Consider the following 16,865-nt stretch of genomic DNA (forward strand, 5'->3'; position numbering starts at 1 on the left):
AAACAAAGGCTTGCATGTATCTTAAACATTTACATCTCATTAATTTTAAAAACATTGAACTTGCACAACTTCAATTGAACGAGGGCATAAATTGTTTTATTGGTTCAAACGGTGCCGGAAAAACCAATATGCTCGATGCCATTTATTATATGTCGTTTTGTAAAAGTTATTTTAACCCTGTGGATAGCCAAAATATTCGGCACGAGCACGATTTCTTCGTGATTCAAGGTACCTATGAGGTCAATAGGGAAGAAGAGCATATTTATTGCGGGTTTAAAAAAGGGGTAAAGAAACAGTTTAAGCGTAACAAAAAGGAGTACGATAAACTCTCGAATCATATAGGCCTGCTGCCTCTGGTAATGATTTCGCCTCAGGATGAGCGATTGATTGTGGAGGGTAGCGAACAGCGGCGAAGATATATCGATAGTGTTATTTCGCAATACGACAAGGCTTATTTGGAGCATCTGATTAATTATAACAAAGTCATTTCACAGCGCAACATATATTTGAAGAATTTGAAATCGTTAAATGCACAAGCGCATGAAATGTTGGATACCTGGGATTTTCAAATCCTTGAATTGAGTAAGAAAATTTCCAATGCCCGACTGCAATTCCTGGAAGAATTAAAACCTGTTTTCCTGGAAATGTATAACTTTATTTCCGGCGATAAGGAAGTGGTGGAGTTTGCCTACAAGTCGCATCTGAGCGAAGCTGACTTTGAGCGTGCTTTGAGGGACTGCAGAGAAAAAGATATGATACTTGGTTATAGTACCAAGGGGATTCATAAAGATGATGTTGATTTTAAAATAGGAGGGTACCCCATAAAAAAAATGGGTTCGCAAGGGCAAAAAAAGACTTTTTTAATAGCGTTAAAGCTGGGGCAGTTCAAGTTCTTGTCAGAACACAAAAAAAGAAAACCCATATTGTTGCTCGACGATATTTTTGATAAATTGGATAGTGAACGGGGTGATCGACTGATTGAATTAGTGGGTAGCGATTTTTTTAGTCAGATATTTATTACGGACACCCAGTTAAACAGAATTAAGCCTGTACTGAAAAAGATTAATAAGGAAAGCAGTATATTTTTGGTGGAAGAAGGAGAATTTAACAAGCAAGGGTAGCAGCTATGGAAAGGAAAAATGCACAACATATAAAATCAATCATTAAGGAATACCTGAGTCAAAACAGGGAATTGGATCACAAAATGCTCGAGAACCGGGTAATCAGGTCGTGGGAAAAGGTAATCGGAAAAACGGTTGCACGTGCCACAACCAATATCTATGTTCACCAGGGCACCTTGTACCTTAGTATTAATTCCAGCGTAATGCGAAACGAACTGTTGATGTTAAAGGATAAAATAATGCATGCCCTAAACGAAGAGGTGGGGCATCAGATTGTTACGGCAGTAGTCATTCGATAGTTATAATATTATAGCAGTATTATAGCAGTTCCCTTTCGTTTAATTTCGCAATTCTTTCTTTTACAACGGTATTGTTTTCGGCAATAATGTTTTCCATCTTTTGGGCAGGTTCGGCAAAAAGTTCAGGTTTGACTTTGGCCATCACTTCAATATAATTGGTTAATTCCTTATTGATTTGATCTTTGATTAGTTGAGCAATTTTGCTTGCGGATAACAGGTTGCGCTTTTCTTCTTTTTTGGAGAGATATTCTTGAAATGCTTTCTCAAATATTTCCTGATCCTTTTTTAACTGATCAATGAGTATATCAAAATCGTGAAGTTTGCTGCAAGCCGCAGCTATTTCATCTTTCTCAAAATCTTCCAGCATTGATTTAAGGCATTCCGATTCTTCGCGGTAACTCAGGTGGATGACTTCCATGCCATATTTGTTTAACACGTCCATGATTGTCTGGGCAGCTTGAGCGATTTTTTCATCGGGCCACAATATTTTTGATTTTACCTCCAGGAAGATTACCCGGGCAGAATTGTCGCGTTTTGAATCTAATGGGGCCAGCGTACTTTTTACAATTTCCTCGTTTAAAGAATCTATCATTTTAGATGTGTTCTCCCTGAGCGTGCTGATAACTTCTGTCAAATAACTGTCGTTGACATACATATCGTTGCCGAAAATTTCTACAATACCTAGAGCGGTGTTTTTTATTTCTTCAACGTTACTTCTGTAATTAATAATGGACGGCATGGGCTATCGTTATATTGTGGATCTCTAATGTCATCAAAAATAAATAATTATTCGAATTTAGTGAGCGTTATTATTCAATTTGTGGGTTTGAGTTAAACGAGATGCAATATGCTTCGAAAAATCATTTTTATGGTCGTATTGTCATCCATTCTAAAAAAAATAAAAACGTAAGTTAACATCTGAGTGGCTAGTGGGTTAAAGAAAATAAATATGTTTAACATATGGTTTAAAAAGCCAATTACATGAATTATATTCGTTTTGTAAAGCAATGCAAACTACTAAAAAGTAAAAACAATAGCTATTGCAATAAAATCATTGAACAGTGCATGAAAGTATGCGCCGGCCAGACAAGCGTAACGAGGTCTGCGGTGCTTTCGTTCAATGGTGGGCATAAAAAATGGCGAGTCAAAAACGTTTGGCTTGCCATTTTTTTATGAATGATTAAATTTGTTGTGCGTATGACATTGTGAAATTTATTTGATTTCATGTAAATCGTTTTTAAATATAAAAATCTTTTCATGATTACTTTCTTTATCTGTATTGCGGTTCTGGTTGCTGCTTATTTTATTTACGGAGGTTTTATCGAAAAACAATTTGGGGCAGATCCCGATAGACCTACACCGGCAATTACCCAACATGACGGCGTTGATTTTGTGCCATTGAGTAATGCCAGGATTTTTCTAATTCAGTTTTTAAATATTGCAGGTTTAGGTCCCATATTTGGTGCCATTGCAGGTGCATTGTGGGGACCTGTCGCATTTATTTGGATAGTACTTGGCTGTATATTTATAGGTTCTGTTCATGATTATTTCTCGGGGATGTTATCTATCCGGCACAAGGGTGCCAGCATACCTGAAATTGTTGGAATGTATTTGGGCAATGGAACCAAAAATTTTATGCGCGTGTTTGCAGTTGGCTTATTGATTATAGTAGGAGTTGTGTTTGTGAAAGGACCCGCCGCAATTCTTCAAGGCATTACAGGTATGGATGTTACCATTTTGGTTATCGGTATATTTGTATATTATTTATTGGCAACTATGATTCCAATAGACAAGCTTATTGGAAGAATTTATCCTGTTTTTGGTTTGAGTTTATTGATTATGGCGGTTGGAATTACGGTAACAATGGTGTTTGGCGGATATAAAATTCCTGAACTAGTACCGGGAAACTTGGTCAATATGCATAGTGAATCCTCAAGTTTTCCAATATTTCCTTTGTTGTTTATTACTATTGCCTGCGGAGCTGTATCGGGTTTTCATTCAACTCAATCCCCACTAATGGCACGCTGTCTTCCCAACGAAAAAGATGGTAAGAAGATATTTTTTGGAGCAATGATCACAGAAGGGATTGTCGCACTTATCTGGGCAGCAATTGCGATGGCTTTCTTTGGTGGAGTAAGCGATCTGGGAGTTAGCTTTGCTGAAGCTAAAAACAATGCAGCACCTATTGTAAATGAAATATGTAATTCTTTATTAGGAAAAGTGGGAGGGATTTTAGCTTTGATTGGAGTAGTCGCAGCACCGATAACCTCTGGCGACACCGCTTTTCGAAGTGCCCGTTTAACCATTGCCGATTCTTTTAAAATCAAACAAGGTAAATTGATTCAACGCTTGTATGTTACTGTCCCCATATTTTTGGTTGCTATCATCTTAACGCAAGTTGATTTTGGTATAGTTTGGCGTTATTTTGGTTGGGCCAACCAAACATTGTCTGTTTTTGTGTTATGGACGGCAGCAGTATATATGCGTAAAACAACCGGTAAGTATTGGTTTGTATTGATCCCTGCTGTATTTATGACTTCGGTGGTAATTAGCTATATTTTGATAGCGCCGGAGGGTTTTCAGTTGGATCAAAATATCTCTTACTCGGTTGGGATTGCCTCGGGTTTATTAGGAATGGGATTTTATTTATACAGTACCGGTAAAGCCAGGCTTGCGTTAACAGAATAAATCATTATAAATAACTTGACTTAACGCTGGTATCTTTTTTAATAGGCATTAAAGAAGATTTTATATAGAATAGTTATTGAAAATACATGATGAATGTAAATATTTGAGTATCTTTGAACGTGATTTTAACGCTTACTTTATTTGGTAGGCGTTTTTTATTGGGCAATAAATCGCTCACTGGCACTATCGAAGGGCATGTTCAAACAAATTAGACTATTCGTACAAAATGTACGAGTTAGTTAATTATGCGATTATCTCAATCAATTATCACGATCAAGATTTGTAACCGATCTGCAATAATTAACTTTGCGTTTTTAAAAATATTTAATTCGGATGATAAACAAAGCACTGCATACCTTTCATATCCCTGTTATGGGCACAGGATATACAATTGAATCGCCATTAAAGGTCGCCAAATATGGAATCCACTCGGTAGTTCCATTGTCGGATCATTATATAATGAATCATTTAATTGAAATACATAGCAAAAAGAATGGTCTGACTTATGAATTGTTAGATGCTTCAAACCCCGAAAACAGGGCGACTATTGTACGTCAGTATTTAGATTTAGTACATGACATTGTCCTAAGACAATTTGAAGCGGTGAAGAATTCCCCGTTTGAAGAAGGGAGCGAAATAACCAAGTATTTTGAGTTGTTGCCTGCAAATTCTCCTCTTAAAATCAAGTATGATCAGATGCTTGGGGAAGATAGTCGTGCTAAAGGAAAGTTGCAGGAAGAATTGCGAAGCTCCATGCGTCCCGGAAGTATTGACGTAAATATCATGACCAAATTAGATGGCGTAAACTTTAATAAAGATAAAGAGCCTTATCCCACTGAGTATAACGATGCACACGCTGCTTTAAAAGGTTTTGCCGAAAGTAAGCTGGATGCTTCTCTAGTTCTTTCTGCCGGATTAAACCCTCGCTTATACGGTTACATGGCTAGCTTTAAAGATTTTTATCCTGATGCGGATGGAAAATTGAAAAAAAGGATTGTATTAAAGGTAAGTGATTACCGTTCGGCTATGATTCAAGGCCGGTTCCTGGGAAAAAAAGGTCTTTGGGTTTCAGAATATAGAATTGAATCCGGCTTAAATTGCGGAGGTCATGCATTTGCATCAGATGGCTATTTGCTAGGCCCAATCCTAAAGGAATTTAAAGATAACAAAGAGAAGCTGGTAAGTATGTTGTTCACCGGTTATGCTAATGTGTTAAAACAAGAAAAAGGTATTGAGGTTGAGCAGGCTTTTCCGGTAGCTTATACGGTTCAGGGCGGTGTTGGTGATGCACACGAACATCAAATGTTCCTGGATTATTATGGAATGGAATCAGTTGGTTGGGGTTCTCCTTTTTTGTTAGTGCCTGAAACGACTACAGTAGATGAGTTTACCCAAAAAGTGTTAAAAGAAGGAAAAGAGGAGGATTTCTATTTGAGCGATATTTCCCCGTTAGGTGTTCCTTTTAATTCGGTGAAGGGAAACTGGGCCGATATCGAAAAACAAAAACGTATTGAAGCCGGAAAGCCGGGCGCTGCGTGTTTAAAGAAATTTTTGCAGTTCAATACGGAATTCACAAAAAATCCTATCTGTACAGCTTCGGTTCAATATCAGAAAACGAAGATTGCTGAGCTGAAAAACACGATTTCCAATCCTGCAGAATTAAAAGCTAAAGTAGACAAGTTGGTGGAAAAGGCCTGCTTGTGTGTAGGACTTGGTAATACTGTAATGGATTTTCATAAACTGGCACTGCCCAAAGGTAATCATGGTGTTGTTGTATGTCCGGGACCAAATTTAGCTTATTTTAATAAGATTAGCTCATTAAAAGAGATGGTTGACCATATTTATGGAAGAACCAGCAGTCTTTTTAATGCCGATAGGCCTAATGTGTTTATCAAGGAATTGAAAATTTATATGGATTACCTAAAAAACAAAATCGAGGAGTGTAAAGAAGACTTTACGCCACCGCAGGTAAAATATTTTAATTCGTTTAAGGCGAATTTGCAAGATGGAATCTCCTATTATAAAGAAATGTTTTCGTTGGGAGATGAAAGCTTAAAAAATATGAAAGAAAAAGTGTTAAATGACCTGGCCGATTATAAACGGGAATTAGAGTTGATTTTTATTCCGCAACCTGTGAAATAAATGCTGACCTGTTGTCAGGAGATAAAATTATCATACAAAAGCCTGCTTTCTATTAAAGAGCAGGCTTTTGTATGATATATGACTAATGTTCGGTCAGAATGAAATAAAAAGCTTATCCGAGATCTGTCATTAGGAATATGAAAAATTCCTTCATGTCAGCAGGCATCAGCCGTCCTGATTGCTATTGGGAAAGAAAAGCTTATATTGAGCGTTTGTAATGTATAGATTTTGTTTATGGAATGGGCATTTAGATGAAGTCTAATAGGGGTATAAATAACGGTCACCTATATTAGTTATAAAGTTTAACCCGCCATATACATTAGAAATTCTATTACACATTGAAATTACTTTAAAACAAGACACTTCGTTGCTTCACTTCAACTCACCAGAACGATGCTCCTTAAAGTAATCGGGACAAGTGAGGCCTCGTTTCGGTAATGCCTTGTTTTATGGTGTTTTAAATGCGCATGACGTATTTCGAATACATCATCCGGGTTTAATGACAATTTTTGGATTATCTGAATTAAGATTCCCTATCTGCCCGACAGGCAGGCTCACTTTGTTCGGAATTACAATTCGTTACGTAGTTAAAGAAGGAGGTCGCTCATTTTGTAAAGAGCGGTTTGTGTATGGCTTTGGTTGTTTTACTGTAAAATCATTGCAATAACGGCTGTAAGCATGGCATATTCTTTCAAAAGTTTCTTCCTTAACTGTTTTTTTGCCTGACTTATATGTTTTTCGATGACTTTAACTGATACGCCCATTTCTTCGGCAATATCAATTTGCTTCATCCCCTCAATCTTACTTTTTATAAATACCTTTTTCCTTTTAGGGGGTAATTCGTCAATGGCTTTTTTAAGGGAAACAATAAGTCTTTCCTCTAATGGTTTTTCTTTTTTTTCAAGAAAATCTAGTTGATATAAAAACTGAAGTTCCTGGATTGGCAACTCTTCAATGGGAATTTCATTTTTTAGCAGCTGTTGGTCTTTCAATACTTTTAAACACTTGTTTCTCAGGATAACAAACAAATAGCTCTCAATGGATTTCTGTACATCAATATTGCCCCGTTTGTCCCAAAGGTGCACAAAACAATCCTGAACAATATCTTCGATTTGATCTGCTTCTTTAATAAATAATCGACAGTAACTGCGCATTCTGGGATGAAGCTCTTTATAAATAACAGAAAAAGCATCCGGATTACCTTGACTTAAACTGTTATTTATTTCTATGTTGTTCATGCAGTTTATTATTTAATATAGGGATCAATGGAAAATCGTTACAATGTAAAAGTAGTTTAAATAATTAACAAAAATTAATAAATGGAATTAAAATTTATAACATGATTCTATGGGTAAAGTGTGCTTTAGATTGCATGAATACATAATGCCGATTCCGTATCAAAACAATTGGTAAAAATCACCCCGTGCTTATGTATCGGCATTAACTGTTGTTGTCAATAATGCATTATACATCATTTTAATATACAACTGGTATACGATTCGAGTATTGTCGTTTATAACTTGAATTAAAATGATAAGTGTAAAAAAAAGTAAAAAAAAGTATAAAAATAAGGTAGGGTTTTTGAAAATATGGACTACTACTAATGAAGGAATTTATAGTATGAAAGAAATTATCCAAAAATATTTTGAAGGAAGGGCTTCGAATTCTGAACAAAAACAATTGTTGGATTGGATGAAAAACGAGGATAACCAGATCACTTTTAAAAATGAGAAGGTTTCCTGGAAAAAGGAACTTCCTAAGTCAATGATGGGCAAGGAAACCGAAAAAGGGTTGATTCGGTTTCAGTCGCATATAATGAAGGATGAATTTAACCATTTAATGAGGTTAAAGAAGTTACGATCTTTATACAAGTATGCTGCGGTAGTTATGTTGTTAATAATTGTAGGAGGGGGTAGCTTTGTGGTAAAGGATATGTTGGCAGGTCCGCTATACACCAGGGTGGTTGCCGATAACGGACAGGTATCCAGGATCGTTTTGCCCGATAATTCAGAAGTCTGGTTAAATTCCGGTTCGGTACTTACCTACAATAATAAGTTTGCTCAATCAAACAGAGATCTAAAATTGGAGGGGCAGGCCTATTTTGACATTTCAAACAATGCCGGGATGCCATTAAATGTAAGAAGCCAGGATGTAGATGTTCAAGTGCTGGGGACTAAGTTTGAGGTGGAGGCCTACCCATCTTCCAATGTAACATCAGTTATACTAGAAGAAGGATCTGTTGAAATGTCTTTTGTGAATAAATCGGCCAAGAAGTTGTTGTTAAAGCCGGGTCATCAGGTAGTTTACGAAAGGGATAAAGCTAAGGTTGTCCGTAAAACCGTAAAAGTTGATAAATATACCTCCTGGCGAAAAGGGATATTGAATATTTATGATTGTCCCCTTTCCGAAGCAGCTTTAAAACTGGAAAGAAGATTTAATTATAAGTTCAAAGTGACAGACGAACTAAAAGATTACAAAATAACAATATCGATTGAAGATGAGGAGTTTGATGATGTGATTAATATTTTAAGGCATATAACCGCAGTAAATATAAATCATAGAAATGATACAATTTATTTTGAATCCAGGATGAAGTAAAAAAAAGGAAAGTGCTGGCACACTTTCCTAAATAGATGTAATAATCGGCATCAGCATTATGATGCCACACTAGTTAACCTAAATACAAATTTATGAAAAAAGTTGGTATCGCAAGAGAAGGTACGTCTTCTTTTGTAGGACGAAAAATTCTACGGATTATGAAAATCAGTGTGTTTTTATTAACAGTATGCTTGGCTCAGCTTTCTGCCATTGGGGGATATGGTCAGAAAGCGACCCTATCCGTTAAAATGGAAAAAACTACCATTGGAGAAGTGTTGGAAATTATTCAGGAAAAAACTGAATTTAAAATTGCATTCAGTTCGGAATATGTCGATCTGGATAGAAACGTAAATGTGGACTACGAAAAAGAACCACTTGATAATGTGCTTAAAGACTTGTTTGAGGACACTAATGTAGGCTTTAAGGTGTTAGACAAACAAATCGTACTATTTGATGTGACCGTAATACAACAGGCAGAAAAGTTTGCCATTAAAGGTATCGTTACCGACAACTCAGGACAACCTTTGCCCGGAGTAACTGTACTATTAAAAGGTACAAGCGTAGGAACAATAACGGATATCAATGGGAAATATGCACTAACGGATATCCCTGCCGATGCCGTATTATTATTTTCTTTTATTGGGATGCAGTCTCAGGAAGTGCAAGTTGCTTCACGGTCTGTCATCAATATTACTTTGCTTGATGAAGCGTTAGGACTCGATGAAGTAGTGGTGATCGGTTACGGTACCCAAAAGAAAGTAAACCTGACTTCGGCCGTACAAATGGTGGATTCCAAAGACCTGGAAAACCGGCCAGTAAAATCGGTGACGGAAATGCTTTCTGCCTCGGTTCCCGGATTAAACATTACAACCAAATCGGGTGCCCCCAATGCGGAGTCCAGTTTAAATATCCGTGGGTTTACCGGATTTAATGCTTCAGGTTCTCCATTAATACTGGTTGATGGCGTTCCACAGGATATCGACTTGGTAAATGCCAACGATGTGGAAAGTATTTCGGTATTAAAAGATGCCGCAGCTTCAGCTATTTATGGGTCGCGTGCGCCTAACGGCGTGGTGTTAATCACCACAAAATCGGGGAAAAAGAGCCAAAAAATGCAGATTAATTTCTCAGCCGATATGATTGTAAGTTCGCCTATTGGACTTCCTGAAACCGTTAATAGTGATGTGAATGCTATTTTTAGAAATAACCAAAGGTATAACCATTTGAGATCGCCACTTTGGAGTGATGAAGCCATTGAGCGTATGACACAATACATCGATGGTGAAATTACAACCACCAACATTATCTTACCCAGTGGAAAATATGGCAGTGTATACGAGTACAATGCCAATAACGATCAATTCGACACCGCTTTTCGCGACAATGTGTTTAACCAGAAATACAATGTAAGCATAAACGGAGGGAGCGAAAAAACGACCTATTATGCCAGTTTGGGATATATCGATAACCAGGGGGTTTATGAAAGCCCGGTTGACTGGATGAAACGCTATTCGGCTTTGATAAAAGTAAATTCCGACATTACCGATTGGTTAAGTGTGGGGGTAAGTTCAAAATACGGACGCCAACAATCGGAACGCCCCAGGATTTGGAGAAATGGTCAAAATGATGGAAACTTTTTTGATGCGGTAGGTTTTTTCCCTTCCTTACCATCATACGACGACAATGGCTCGCCCAACGAGTTTTCCATTGTACCCAACCTTAGTGGGGCTTCGGGATCTTTTAACAATACCAACGATGATGTATGGTTAACGGGTAATTTTGATTTTAAACCGGTAAAAGGGTTAAGTATAAAGGGTGATTACACCTGGAATACAAACCATCAGTTTGATAACAATACTTCATTTGTTTTTAATAGTTGGGATGCTGATGGCACACCAAAGCCAAGCCGACGCAGCCCATCAATTAATGATATAGAAGAAAGGTCTAAAAATAAATATTACCATTCTCTAAACTTTGTTGCCACCTACAAGCTGCAGGTAAATAAACACGACTTAACGCTCTTGGCAGGTTACAACGAAGAAGAAAATAAATTTAACAGCCTTTATGGTTACAACAGCTTATTCTACACCAATTCGGTTCCTTCTTTAAGCACAACCTACAGCGATAGCCCTGTGGTTGATGATGTCATTTATTCGTGGGCAACCCAGGGTTACTTCGGAAGGGTAAGCTACAATTACAAAGAAACCTACTTGCTGGATATCAACATGCGTTACGATGCGTCTTCCAAATATTCACCAGATACACGCTGGGCATTTTTCCCATCGGTATCGGCAGGTTACAATGTAGCCCGCGAGAATTTCTGGCCTTTAAAAGACTATGTAAGCATGTTTAAAATTAAAGGTTCGTGGGGTAAGCTGGGTAACAATACTGGTAGCAATTACGCCTATTTACCTACTATGGGTACCAATGCCCAAACGCCTGTTATTTTAGACGGAGGACGACTTCCTTATGTAAGCATGCCGGGTATTATTTCTGACGACCTTACCTGGACAAAACCGCGTACCATTGGTTTCGGTGTAGAGGCTGCCGCCTTAAAAAACCGCTTAAAAGTTGAATACGACTGGTTCCAAAGAACAGTATTCGATCAACAGGGACCTGCCCAACAATATTCAGAAGTTTTGGGAACCACAGGACCCAAGAAAAATAATGCCGTTTCAGAAACCCGTGGATGGGAAATGTCGGCAACCTGGAGCGATAGAGCCTTTAATGTGGCAGGAGATCCGATCAGGTACAGTGTTCGTGCCGGCGTTTCGGATTATATTGGTTACGTAGTTGAATACGAAGAAAATGAGACAGGAGCCCGCTCAGGATGGACACCAGGGCAAGTATTTGGCGAATTATACGGATATACCTGGGGCGGAATTGGCGAAACACCTGAAGATTTTCAAAATACTGTTTTATGGAGAAACGGATGGTTTTACCCGGGTGATTTTAACTTTGCCGACACCAACGGCGATGGCTTGGTAAACAACGGACAAGGAAGTTATTGGTATTCGCAAGGCGACCGTAAACTGTTAGGTTATAATTATCCACGCTACAAATACCACATTGCGTTAAACGCCAGCTGGAAAGGTCTTACTCTTTCTGCCCTCTTTGATGGGGTGGGGAAACAAACGCTGTATACCCGAAGAAAGTATGTGATGGTTTCAAAGAATTTTTACACCAAACAACAGGCAGAATTGGGAGGAACCTGGAATTTAAATAACCAGGATGCCTTTTTCCCAAGGTCGTACGATTTTAACTATAATCAGATTTGGGAAAGAAACGCCAATGACCATTATGCGCACAATATGGCGCATCTGAGAATTAAAAATGTGAACTTAAGTTACCAGTTACCTGCTTCAATAGTCTCGAAACTAAGGTTACGCAGCCTGGCTGTAAATATCAGTGGCGAGAACCTGGGTATGGTGTATTTCAAATCATGGGCGAATCATTTCGATCCCATCCAATTTGAAGAAGATTTTGGAACTTATCCGCCATCGCGCATATTCTCATTTGGTGTAAAAGTGGGTATCTAACATTAAAAATTTAAAAAAATGAAAAGAATACTATTATACACAATAATAATTACCGGGTTGATTTTTTCAATGTCGGCCTGTGACGACAGTATTCTGGATAAGTATCCGGAAGATGCCATGAGCGATGCCACCTTTTTTACAAAGGCCGCTGATTTTAAAACCTATGTAAATGGTTTGTACAACAATGTTTTATCCAACCAAAATATTGTGAGTAGTGCAGAAAATGGTACCGATAACTTTTTAGCTGAAGACCCTGGTTCCAACGAAATGCAGCACTCGAATAGTGGGGCAGCCAGCGAAACCAATGGTACCTGGAACAATCGTTATTCCTATATCCGACAGGTAAATTATGTTTTGAATAGCCAGGACAAACTCGTAGAACTGGATGATGAAGCCAAGCAATATATTGGCGAGGCTTATTTTATCAGGGCATGGCATTACTTTATATTGCTGCATGATTTTGGTGGTGTTCCTTATATCGATCAGGTATTGGGAACCGAAAGCGAAGAATTGTTTAAAACACGCGACAGCCGCGATTTTGTTGCAACTAAAATTATAGAAGATCTGGACAAAGCCATAGATTACCTGGATTGGAAAAACGAAGGCTTTGCCACAGCGCCACGCATCAACAAACAAAGTGCACTGGCCTTTAAAACCCGTGTAGGCCTTTTCGAGGGTAGTTGGGAATATTACCATGGCCAAAAAAACACTACGTTTAAAGTAGATGGTGCCGATGGTACCAACTTTTTAAATGCTGCAGTAGAAGCCGGAGAAATGCTGATTGCCTATCAAGGCACCAAAATATACAAAGGCAGGGCCGGATGGGAATACTACGATTTGTTCAACCAGCAGGATTACAGTGGCACCAAAGGTGTATTCTTGTACAAACACATGGATTATGGTTTGGATGTATTCGGAAATCATGGTGCCGGTGGTTCATCATATGGTGGTGGATTAACTAAAAGTGCTGTTGATAATTACCTAATGGCCGATGGTAAACCCGAAAGTGTTTCCGATGTAGATTATGATTATACCCAGCTGGCCAACCTGATTGCTGCCCGCGATCCTCGAATGGACCAAACCCTTTACTCACCTGCCAGGGGTAATTTTGCAGATTACGCTGGTCAGTTTATTCCTGTTGCTCCTGAAAACCAGACGAAAGGGCCATATCAGGATATAACTAACTCCTTTACCGGACGTGGTGGTTACAAAGTATTTAAAGGCATGCGTGATCACTATGTCGACAAATGGGGCGATAACCAGGATGAAATCATGATCCGTTATGCCGAAGCTTTATTAAATTATGCCGAGGCGAAAGCGATGCTGGGAAGCATCACCCAGACAGATATTGATAAATCGGTGAATGTGATTCGTGATCGCGTTGGAATGACACACCTGAACATGGCCGAAGCCAATGCATGGAGTGTTACCTATTCAGTGGCCCAGGGTTATGATCCTGCTGCTTCAAATATTTTAAATGAAATACGCCGCGAACGCCGGGTGGAATTAATACTGGAAAATTACAGAAGAACGGACCTAAAACGCTGGGCCATTTACGAAGATGTGGTAAATGGTTATAAGCCTGTAGGCGCGTATTACCAGGAGTTCGAAGATTTTTGGAACGACGACGAGCGTGTGCTTGCTGCCGGATATGCACAAAGCCAATTGGCATCGCTTAAATTACACCTTGGGCAAAATGTTGATGTAAGAGGTGAATATATGAATACACTGTTTAAAAATGCCGATTTTACAGAAACAGGCAGGGGCTATTATATCGACCCAGAAAGAGACTATCTAGAAGCTATCCCTAAAAAGGAAATCGATTTCTATGAGGAAAAAGGTGGCGTAACTTTGGAGCAAAACCCGGGATGGTTTTAATAGTGTATGATAAACTTAAAATTTAATGCAATGAAAAATATTATAAAATTTGGATTCATATTCTTGTTCATGGCATCGCTTTTTTCTTGCGATCCGCGCATTGAAATGGATATGGCACAATGGGGCGACAATGCTTTTATTAACAACGTTCAATTGTTCAAACTCGAAACAAAAGACGGGGTTAAACTGGAAGAATATTATGTGGACGAGACAACTGTAACAGGTACGCGAAAGGTTACAGTATCATCGGGCACGGCCGTAATCGATGAAGATGCCTTTACTGCTACGGTAACTTTAAATGCAGGGGAAACCTTTACCGGTATAGGTTTTTTAATCTACCATTACGGAACGAAAGTGGAACCTTTAAATGGGGCTCCTGTAGCGGGGATTATTAATGACTTATCTGCCGGCTCTTTTACTTACCGGGTGCATTCGGCCGATGGTACTACGCATGACTGGACGATTAATGTTGTCCAATAATTTAAAGTGATTTACAAATTAAGGCAGCTCATATGGGCTGCCTTTATTATACTATATAGAAATAGTTGCTATACGAATAACGTCGATACCTTGTGTTTCTGAATTTGGAAACAATGTAATGTAAGACCGTTGGACTCCGGCTGGAGTCGTATATATTATTCATTATAAATTTTCTATCGACGTGTAAACCGTCTGGATTTAAATTCAATTACCCTTGTATTTGTTTGATGCCTGATTCCATTGCTCTATTTATACTATCGAAAGGGTCTGGAATTACTACCAACACAATTTAATGTAAATCAAAGTTTAATTGGTATTTAGGACATAAAAAGGCTGATATGGTTTAAATTGCAACATCTGCCCACAGGTTTGCAACATTCACCTTTTACATTAGTTTCTGCTATTTGTAGTTTTGAATGTAACTAAACTTTAAATGAATAAAGCGAGCATGAGAGAGTCTTCACACATTGGCGATTTATTAAAATCAGGCGAGTTCCATCTTATACCTTAGAAACAAATCATTTTAATAAAATGAAAAACATGATGAAAATTAATTTATGCTTTTTGCTTCTTACAGGTTTAATCTGTTCCTGTGCGCAGAAACAAACACAAGAAGAAAAACAAATCCTCCCCAATGTTATCCTCATTTATGCTGATGACCTTGGCTATGGTGATTTGAGTTGCCAGGGTGCCACAAAAGTACAGACACCCAATATTGATAAGCTTGCAGAGGAAGGTCGCCGATTTACTGATGCGCACACCGCTTCAGCGGTTTGTACGCCTTCGCGCTATGCGCTGCTAACAGGTGAATACCCTATAAGAATTGACAGCTGGGGACCTTTAGCTACCTTAAATAAACTTCTTATTGATACGACCACACTTACAGTAGGTAAGGTATTTCAGAATAAAGGCTACCAAACCGCTTGTTTGGGAAAATGGCATTTAGGATTTGGCACAGAAGAGAACGACTGGCAAGTACCACTCGGAGCTGGCCCCAACGAAGTGGGATTCGACTACTATTGGGGTGTTCCCTTTGTAAACAGTGGCAGCCCGTTTGTTTATGTTGAAAATAAAACCGTAGTTGGATACGATGCGAACGATCCATTGGTTTATTTAGGCAGAAATTATAAAGGCGATTTAAAACCTTCGCCAACACCTACTTTCCCCAAAGAAGCTTCCAAAAAGAGTGACAATTTATTTGCAGGGGCATTAGAGGCGCATAAAATCTACGACGATGAAAAAACAGGGACTTACTTAACTGAAAAAGCAACAGATTGGATTACCAAAAACAAAGAGAATCCATTCTTCCTTTATTTTGCAACAACCAATATCCATCATCCTTTTACGCCTGCACCTCGTTTCAAAGGGACTAGTCAGGCCGGTCTTTATGGCGACTATATTCACGAATTGGACTGGATGGTAGGAGAGTTGGTAAAATCGCTCGAAGAAAATGGATTGACCGAAAATACCATGATTGTTTTTACCAGTGACAATGGTGGGATGCTCAACCTGGGTGGCCGGATAGCTGTAGACAAAGGACACAAAATAAACGGAGATTTACTTGGCTTTAAGTTTGGTGTATGGGAAGGCGGACACCGGGTTCCTTTTATTGTAAAATGGCCTGGCAAAGTTCCTGAAAATACGGTTTCCGATCAGCTAATTTCATCGCTGGATATGCTGGCTACCTTTGCGGCTCTTACCGGTCAGGAAGAAAGCCTGTCGCTGGCCGACAAAAATAGTGTGAATGTTTTACCTGCATTTCTGGGAGAAGAGGGAACTGTACGTGAAGAACTCCTTTTGGCTCCAAGAAAAGCTACAAATTTATCCCTTCGACAAGGGAAATGGATGTACATCCCAGCGCAAGGCAGTGGTGGATTTAATGGTTCCAAGCCTGAACATCATGCCTGGGGAGGACCTGCAGGAGTAGAGTTCGTGGGTGGTAAGAATAGCGATATGGAAAATGGAAAGTTGAAAGAAGAGGCGCCTTCTGCACAATTGTATAATCTGGAAACTGATCCCAATCAAACCCAAAATATAGTGAATGACCATCCTGAAATTGTTGCCAAGATGGATGCGAGATTAACTGAATTAAGAGAAAAATATTCGGTTAAATAAATTTT

Annotated in this window: 11 protein-coding genes; 9 read left to right on the forward strand and 2 right to left on the reverse strand. The window is 38.7% G+C overall.

Annotated elements, in window-relative coordinates; translation table 11 throughout:
• Positions 1 to 14: 14 nt before the first annotated feature.
• Both recF and ACT29I_RS13310 read left to right on the forward strand, forming a co-directional pair.
• Positions 15 to 1,121, forward strand: a complete 1,107-nt coding sequence (recF, locus tag ACT29I_RS13305) for a DNA replication/repair protein RecF (RefSeq protein ID WP_430933912.1) — start codon at positions 15 to 17, stop codon at positions 1,119 to 1,121.
• Between the two features lie 5 nt (positions 1,122 to 1,126).
• Positions 1,127 to 1,420, forward strand: a complete 294-nt coding sequence (locus ACT29I_RS13310; protein WP_430933913.1) for a DUF721 domain-containing protein — start codon at positions 1,127 to 1,129, stop codon at positions 1,418 to 1,420.
• A gap of 19 nt (positions 1,421 to 1,439) precedes the next feature.
• Here the strand turns inward: ACT29I_RS13310 and ACT29I_RS13315 are convergent, their stop codons facing one another.
• Positions 1,440 to 2,159: a DUF6261 family protein gene (locus ACT29I_RS13315; RefSeq protein ID WP_430933914.1), complete on the reverse strand. Its 720-nt coding sequence runs from the start codon at positions 2,157 to 2,159 to the stop codon at positions 1,440 to 1,442.
• 518 nt (positions 2,160 to 2,677) lie between these two features.
• Between ACT29I_RS13315 and ACT29I_RS13320 the strand changes: the two genes are divergently transcribed.
• Both ACT29I_RS13320 and ACT29I_RS13325 read left to right on the forward strand, forming a co-directional pair.
• On the forward strand, positions 2,678 to 4,108 hold the full coding sequence (locus ACT29I_RS13320; RefSeq protein ID WP_444793665.1) for a carbon starvation CstA family protein: 1,431 nt from the start codon (positions 2,678 to 2,680) through the stop codon (positions 4,106 to 4,108).
• A 333-nt stretch (positions 4,109 to 4,441) separates the two neighbouring features.
• Entirely contained in the window at positions 4,442 to 6,250 is a 1,809-nt protein-coding gene (locus ACT29I_RS13325; RefSeq protein ID WP_430933916.1) for a hypothetical protein, read from the forward strand.
• 644 nt (positions 6,251 to 6,894) lie between these two features.
• Here the strand turns inward: ACT29I_RS13325 and ACT29I_RS13330 are convergent.
• Complete coding sequence (locus tag ACT29I_RS13330) at positions 6,895 to 7,488, reverse strand: RNA polymerase sigma-70 factor (protein WP_430937104.1); 594 nt, start codon at positions 7,486 to 7,488, stop codon at positions 6,895 to 6,897.
• Positions 7,489 to 7,780: 292 nt separating this feature from the next.
• On the opposite strand from ACT29I_RS13330, the gene ACT29I_RS13335 reads away from it, so the two are divergent.
• The 5 genes from ACT29I_RS13335 (at position 7,781) to ACT29I_RS13355 (ending at position 16,860) form a co-directional block, all read left to right on the forward strand.
• Positions 7,781 to 8,848, forward strand: a complete 1,068-nt coding sequence (locus ACT29I_RS13335) for a FecR family protein (RefSeq protein ID WP_430937106.1) — start codon at positions 7,781 to 7,783, stop codon at positions 8,846 to 8,848.
• Between the two features lie 92 nt (positions 8,849 to 8,940).
• Complete coding sequence (locus ACT29I_RS13340) at positions 8,941 to 12,387, forward strand: SusC/RagA family TonB-linked outer membrane protein (RefSeq protein WP_444793666.1); 3,447 nt, start codon at positions 8,941 to 8,943, stop codon at positions 12,385 to 12,387.
• An 18-nt stretch (positions 12,388 to 12,405) separates the two neighbouring features.
• A complete protein-coding gene (locus tag ACT29I_RS13345; protein ID WP_444793667.1) occupies positions 12,406 to 14,265 on the forward strand; it encodes a RagB/SusD family nutrient uptake outer membrane protein in 1,860 nt (619 codons plus the stop codon).
• A gap of 30 nt (positions 14,266 to 14,295) precedes the next feature.
• Positions 14,296 to 14,745, forward strand: coding sequence for a DUF5018-related domain-containing protein (locus ACT29I_RS13350; RefSeq protein ID WP_430937112.1), 450 nt, complete (start codon positions 14,296 to 14,298; stop codon positions 14,743 to 14,745).
• Positions 14,746 to 15,285: 540 nt separating this feature from the next.
• The gene (locus ACT29I_RS13355; RefSeq protein WP_444793668.1) at positions 15,286 to 16,860 is read left to right on the forward strand and encodes a sulfatase-like hydrolase/transferase; all 1,575 of its coding nucleotides are present in this window, start codon (positions 15,286 to 15,288) and stop codon (positions 16,858 to 16,860) included.
• Positions 16,861 to 16,865: the final 5 nt, after the last annotated feature.

Origin of the sequence: Saccharicrinis sp. GN24d3 (assembly GCF_052400645.1) — a bacterium.
GTDB lineage: Bacteria > Bacteroidota > Bacteroidia > Bacteroidales > Marinilabiliaceae > Saccharicrinis.

Coding starts and splice junctions, on each gene's coding strand:
- ACT29I_RS13355 (WP_444793668.1), top strand. CDS start 15,286: ATGATGAAAATTAATTTATGCTTTTTGCTTCTTACAGGTTTAATCTGT.
- ACT29I_RS13315 (WP_430933914.1), bottom strand. CDS start 2,159: ATGCCGTCCATTATTAATTACAGAAGTAACGTTGAAGAAATAAAAAAC.
- ACT29I_RS13335 (WP_430937106.1), top strand. CDS start 7,781: ATGATAAGTGTAAAAAAAAGTAAAAAAAAGTATAAAAATAAGGTAGGG.
- ACT29I_RS13340 (WP_444793666.1), top strand. CDS start 8,941: ATGAAAAAAGTTGGTATCGCAAGAGAAGGTACGTCTTCTTTTGTAGGA.
- ACT29I_RS13320 (WP_444793665.1), top strand. CDS start 2,678: ATGATTACTTTCTTTATCTGTATTGCGGTTCTGGTTGCTGCTTATTTT.
- recF (WP_430933912.1), top strand. CDS start 15: ATGTATCTTAAACATTTACATCTCATTAATTTTAAAAACATTGAACTT.
- ACT29I_RS13330 (WP_430937104.1), bottom strand. CDS start 7,488: ATGAACAACATAGAAATAAATAACAGTTTAAGTCAAGGTAATCCGGAT.
- ACT29I_RS13310 (WP_430933913.1), top strand. CDS start 1,127: ATGGAAAGGAAAAATGCACAACATATAAAATCAATCATTAAGGAATAC.
- ACT29I_RS13350 (WP_430937112.1), top strand. CDS start 14,296: ATGAAAAATATTATAAAATTTGGATTCATATTCTTGTTCATGGCATCG.
- ACT29I_RS13345 (WP_444793667.1), top strand. CDS start 12,406: ATGAAAAGAATACTATTATACACAATAATAATTACCGGGTTGATTTTT.
- ACT29I_RS13325 (WP_430933916.1), top strand. CDS start 4,442: ATGATAAACAAAGCACTGCATACCTTTCATATCCCTGTTATGGGCACA.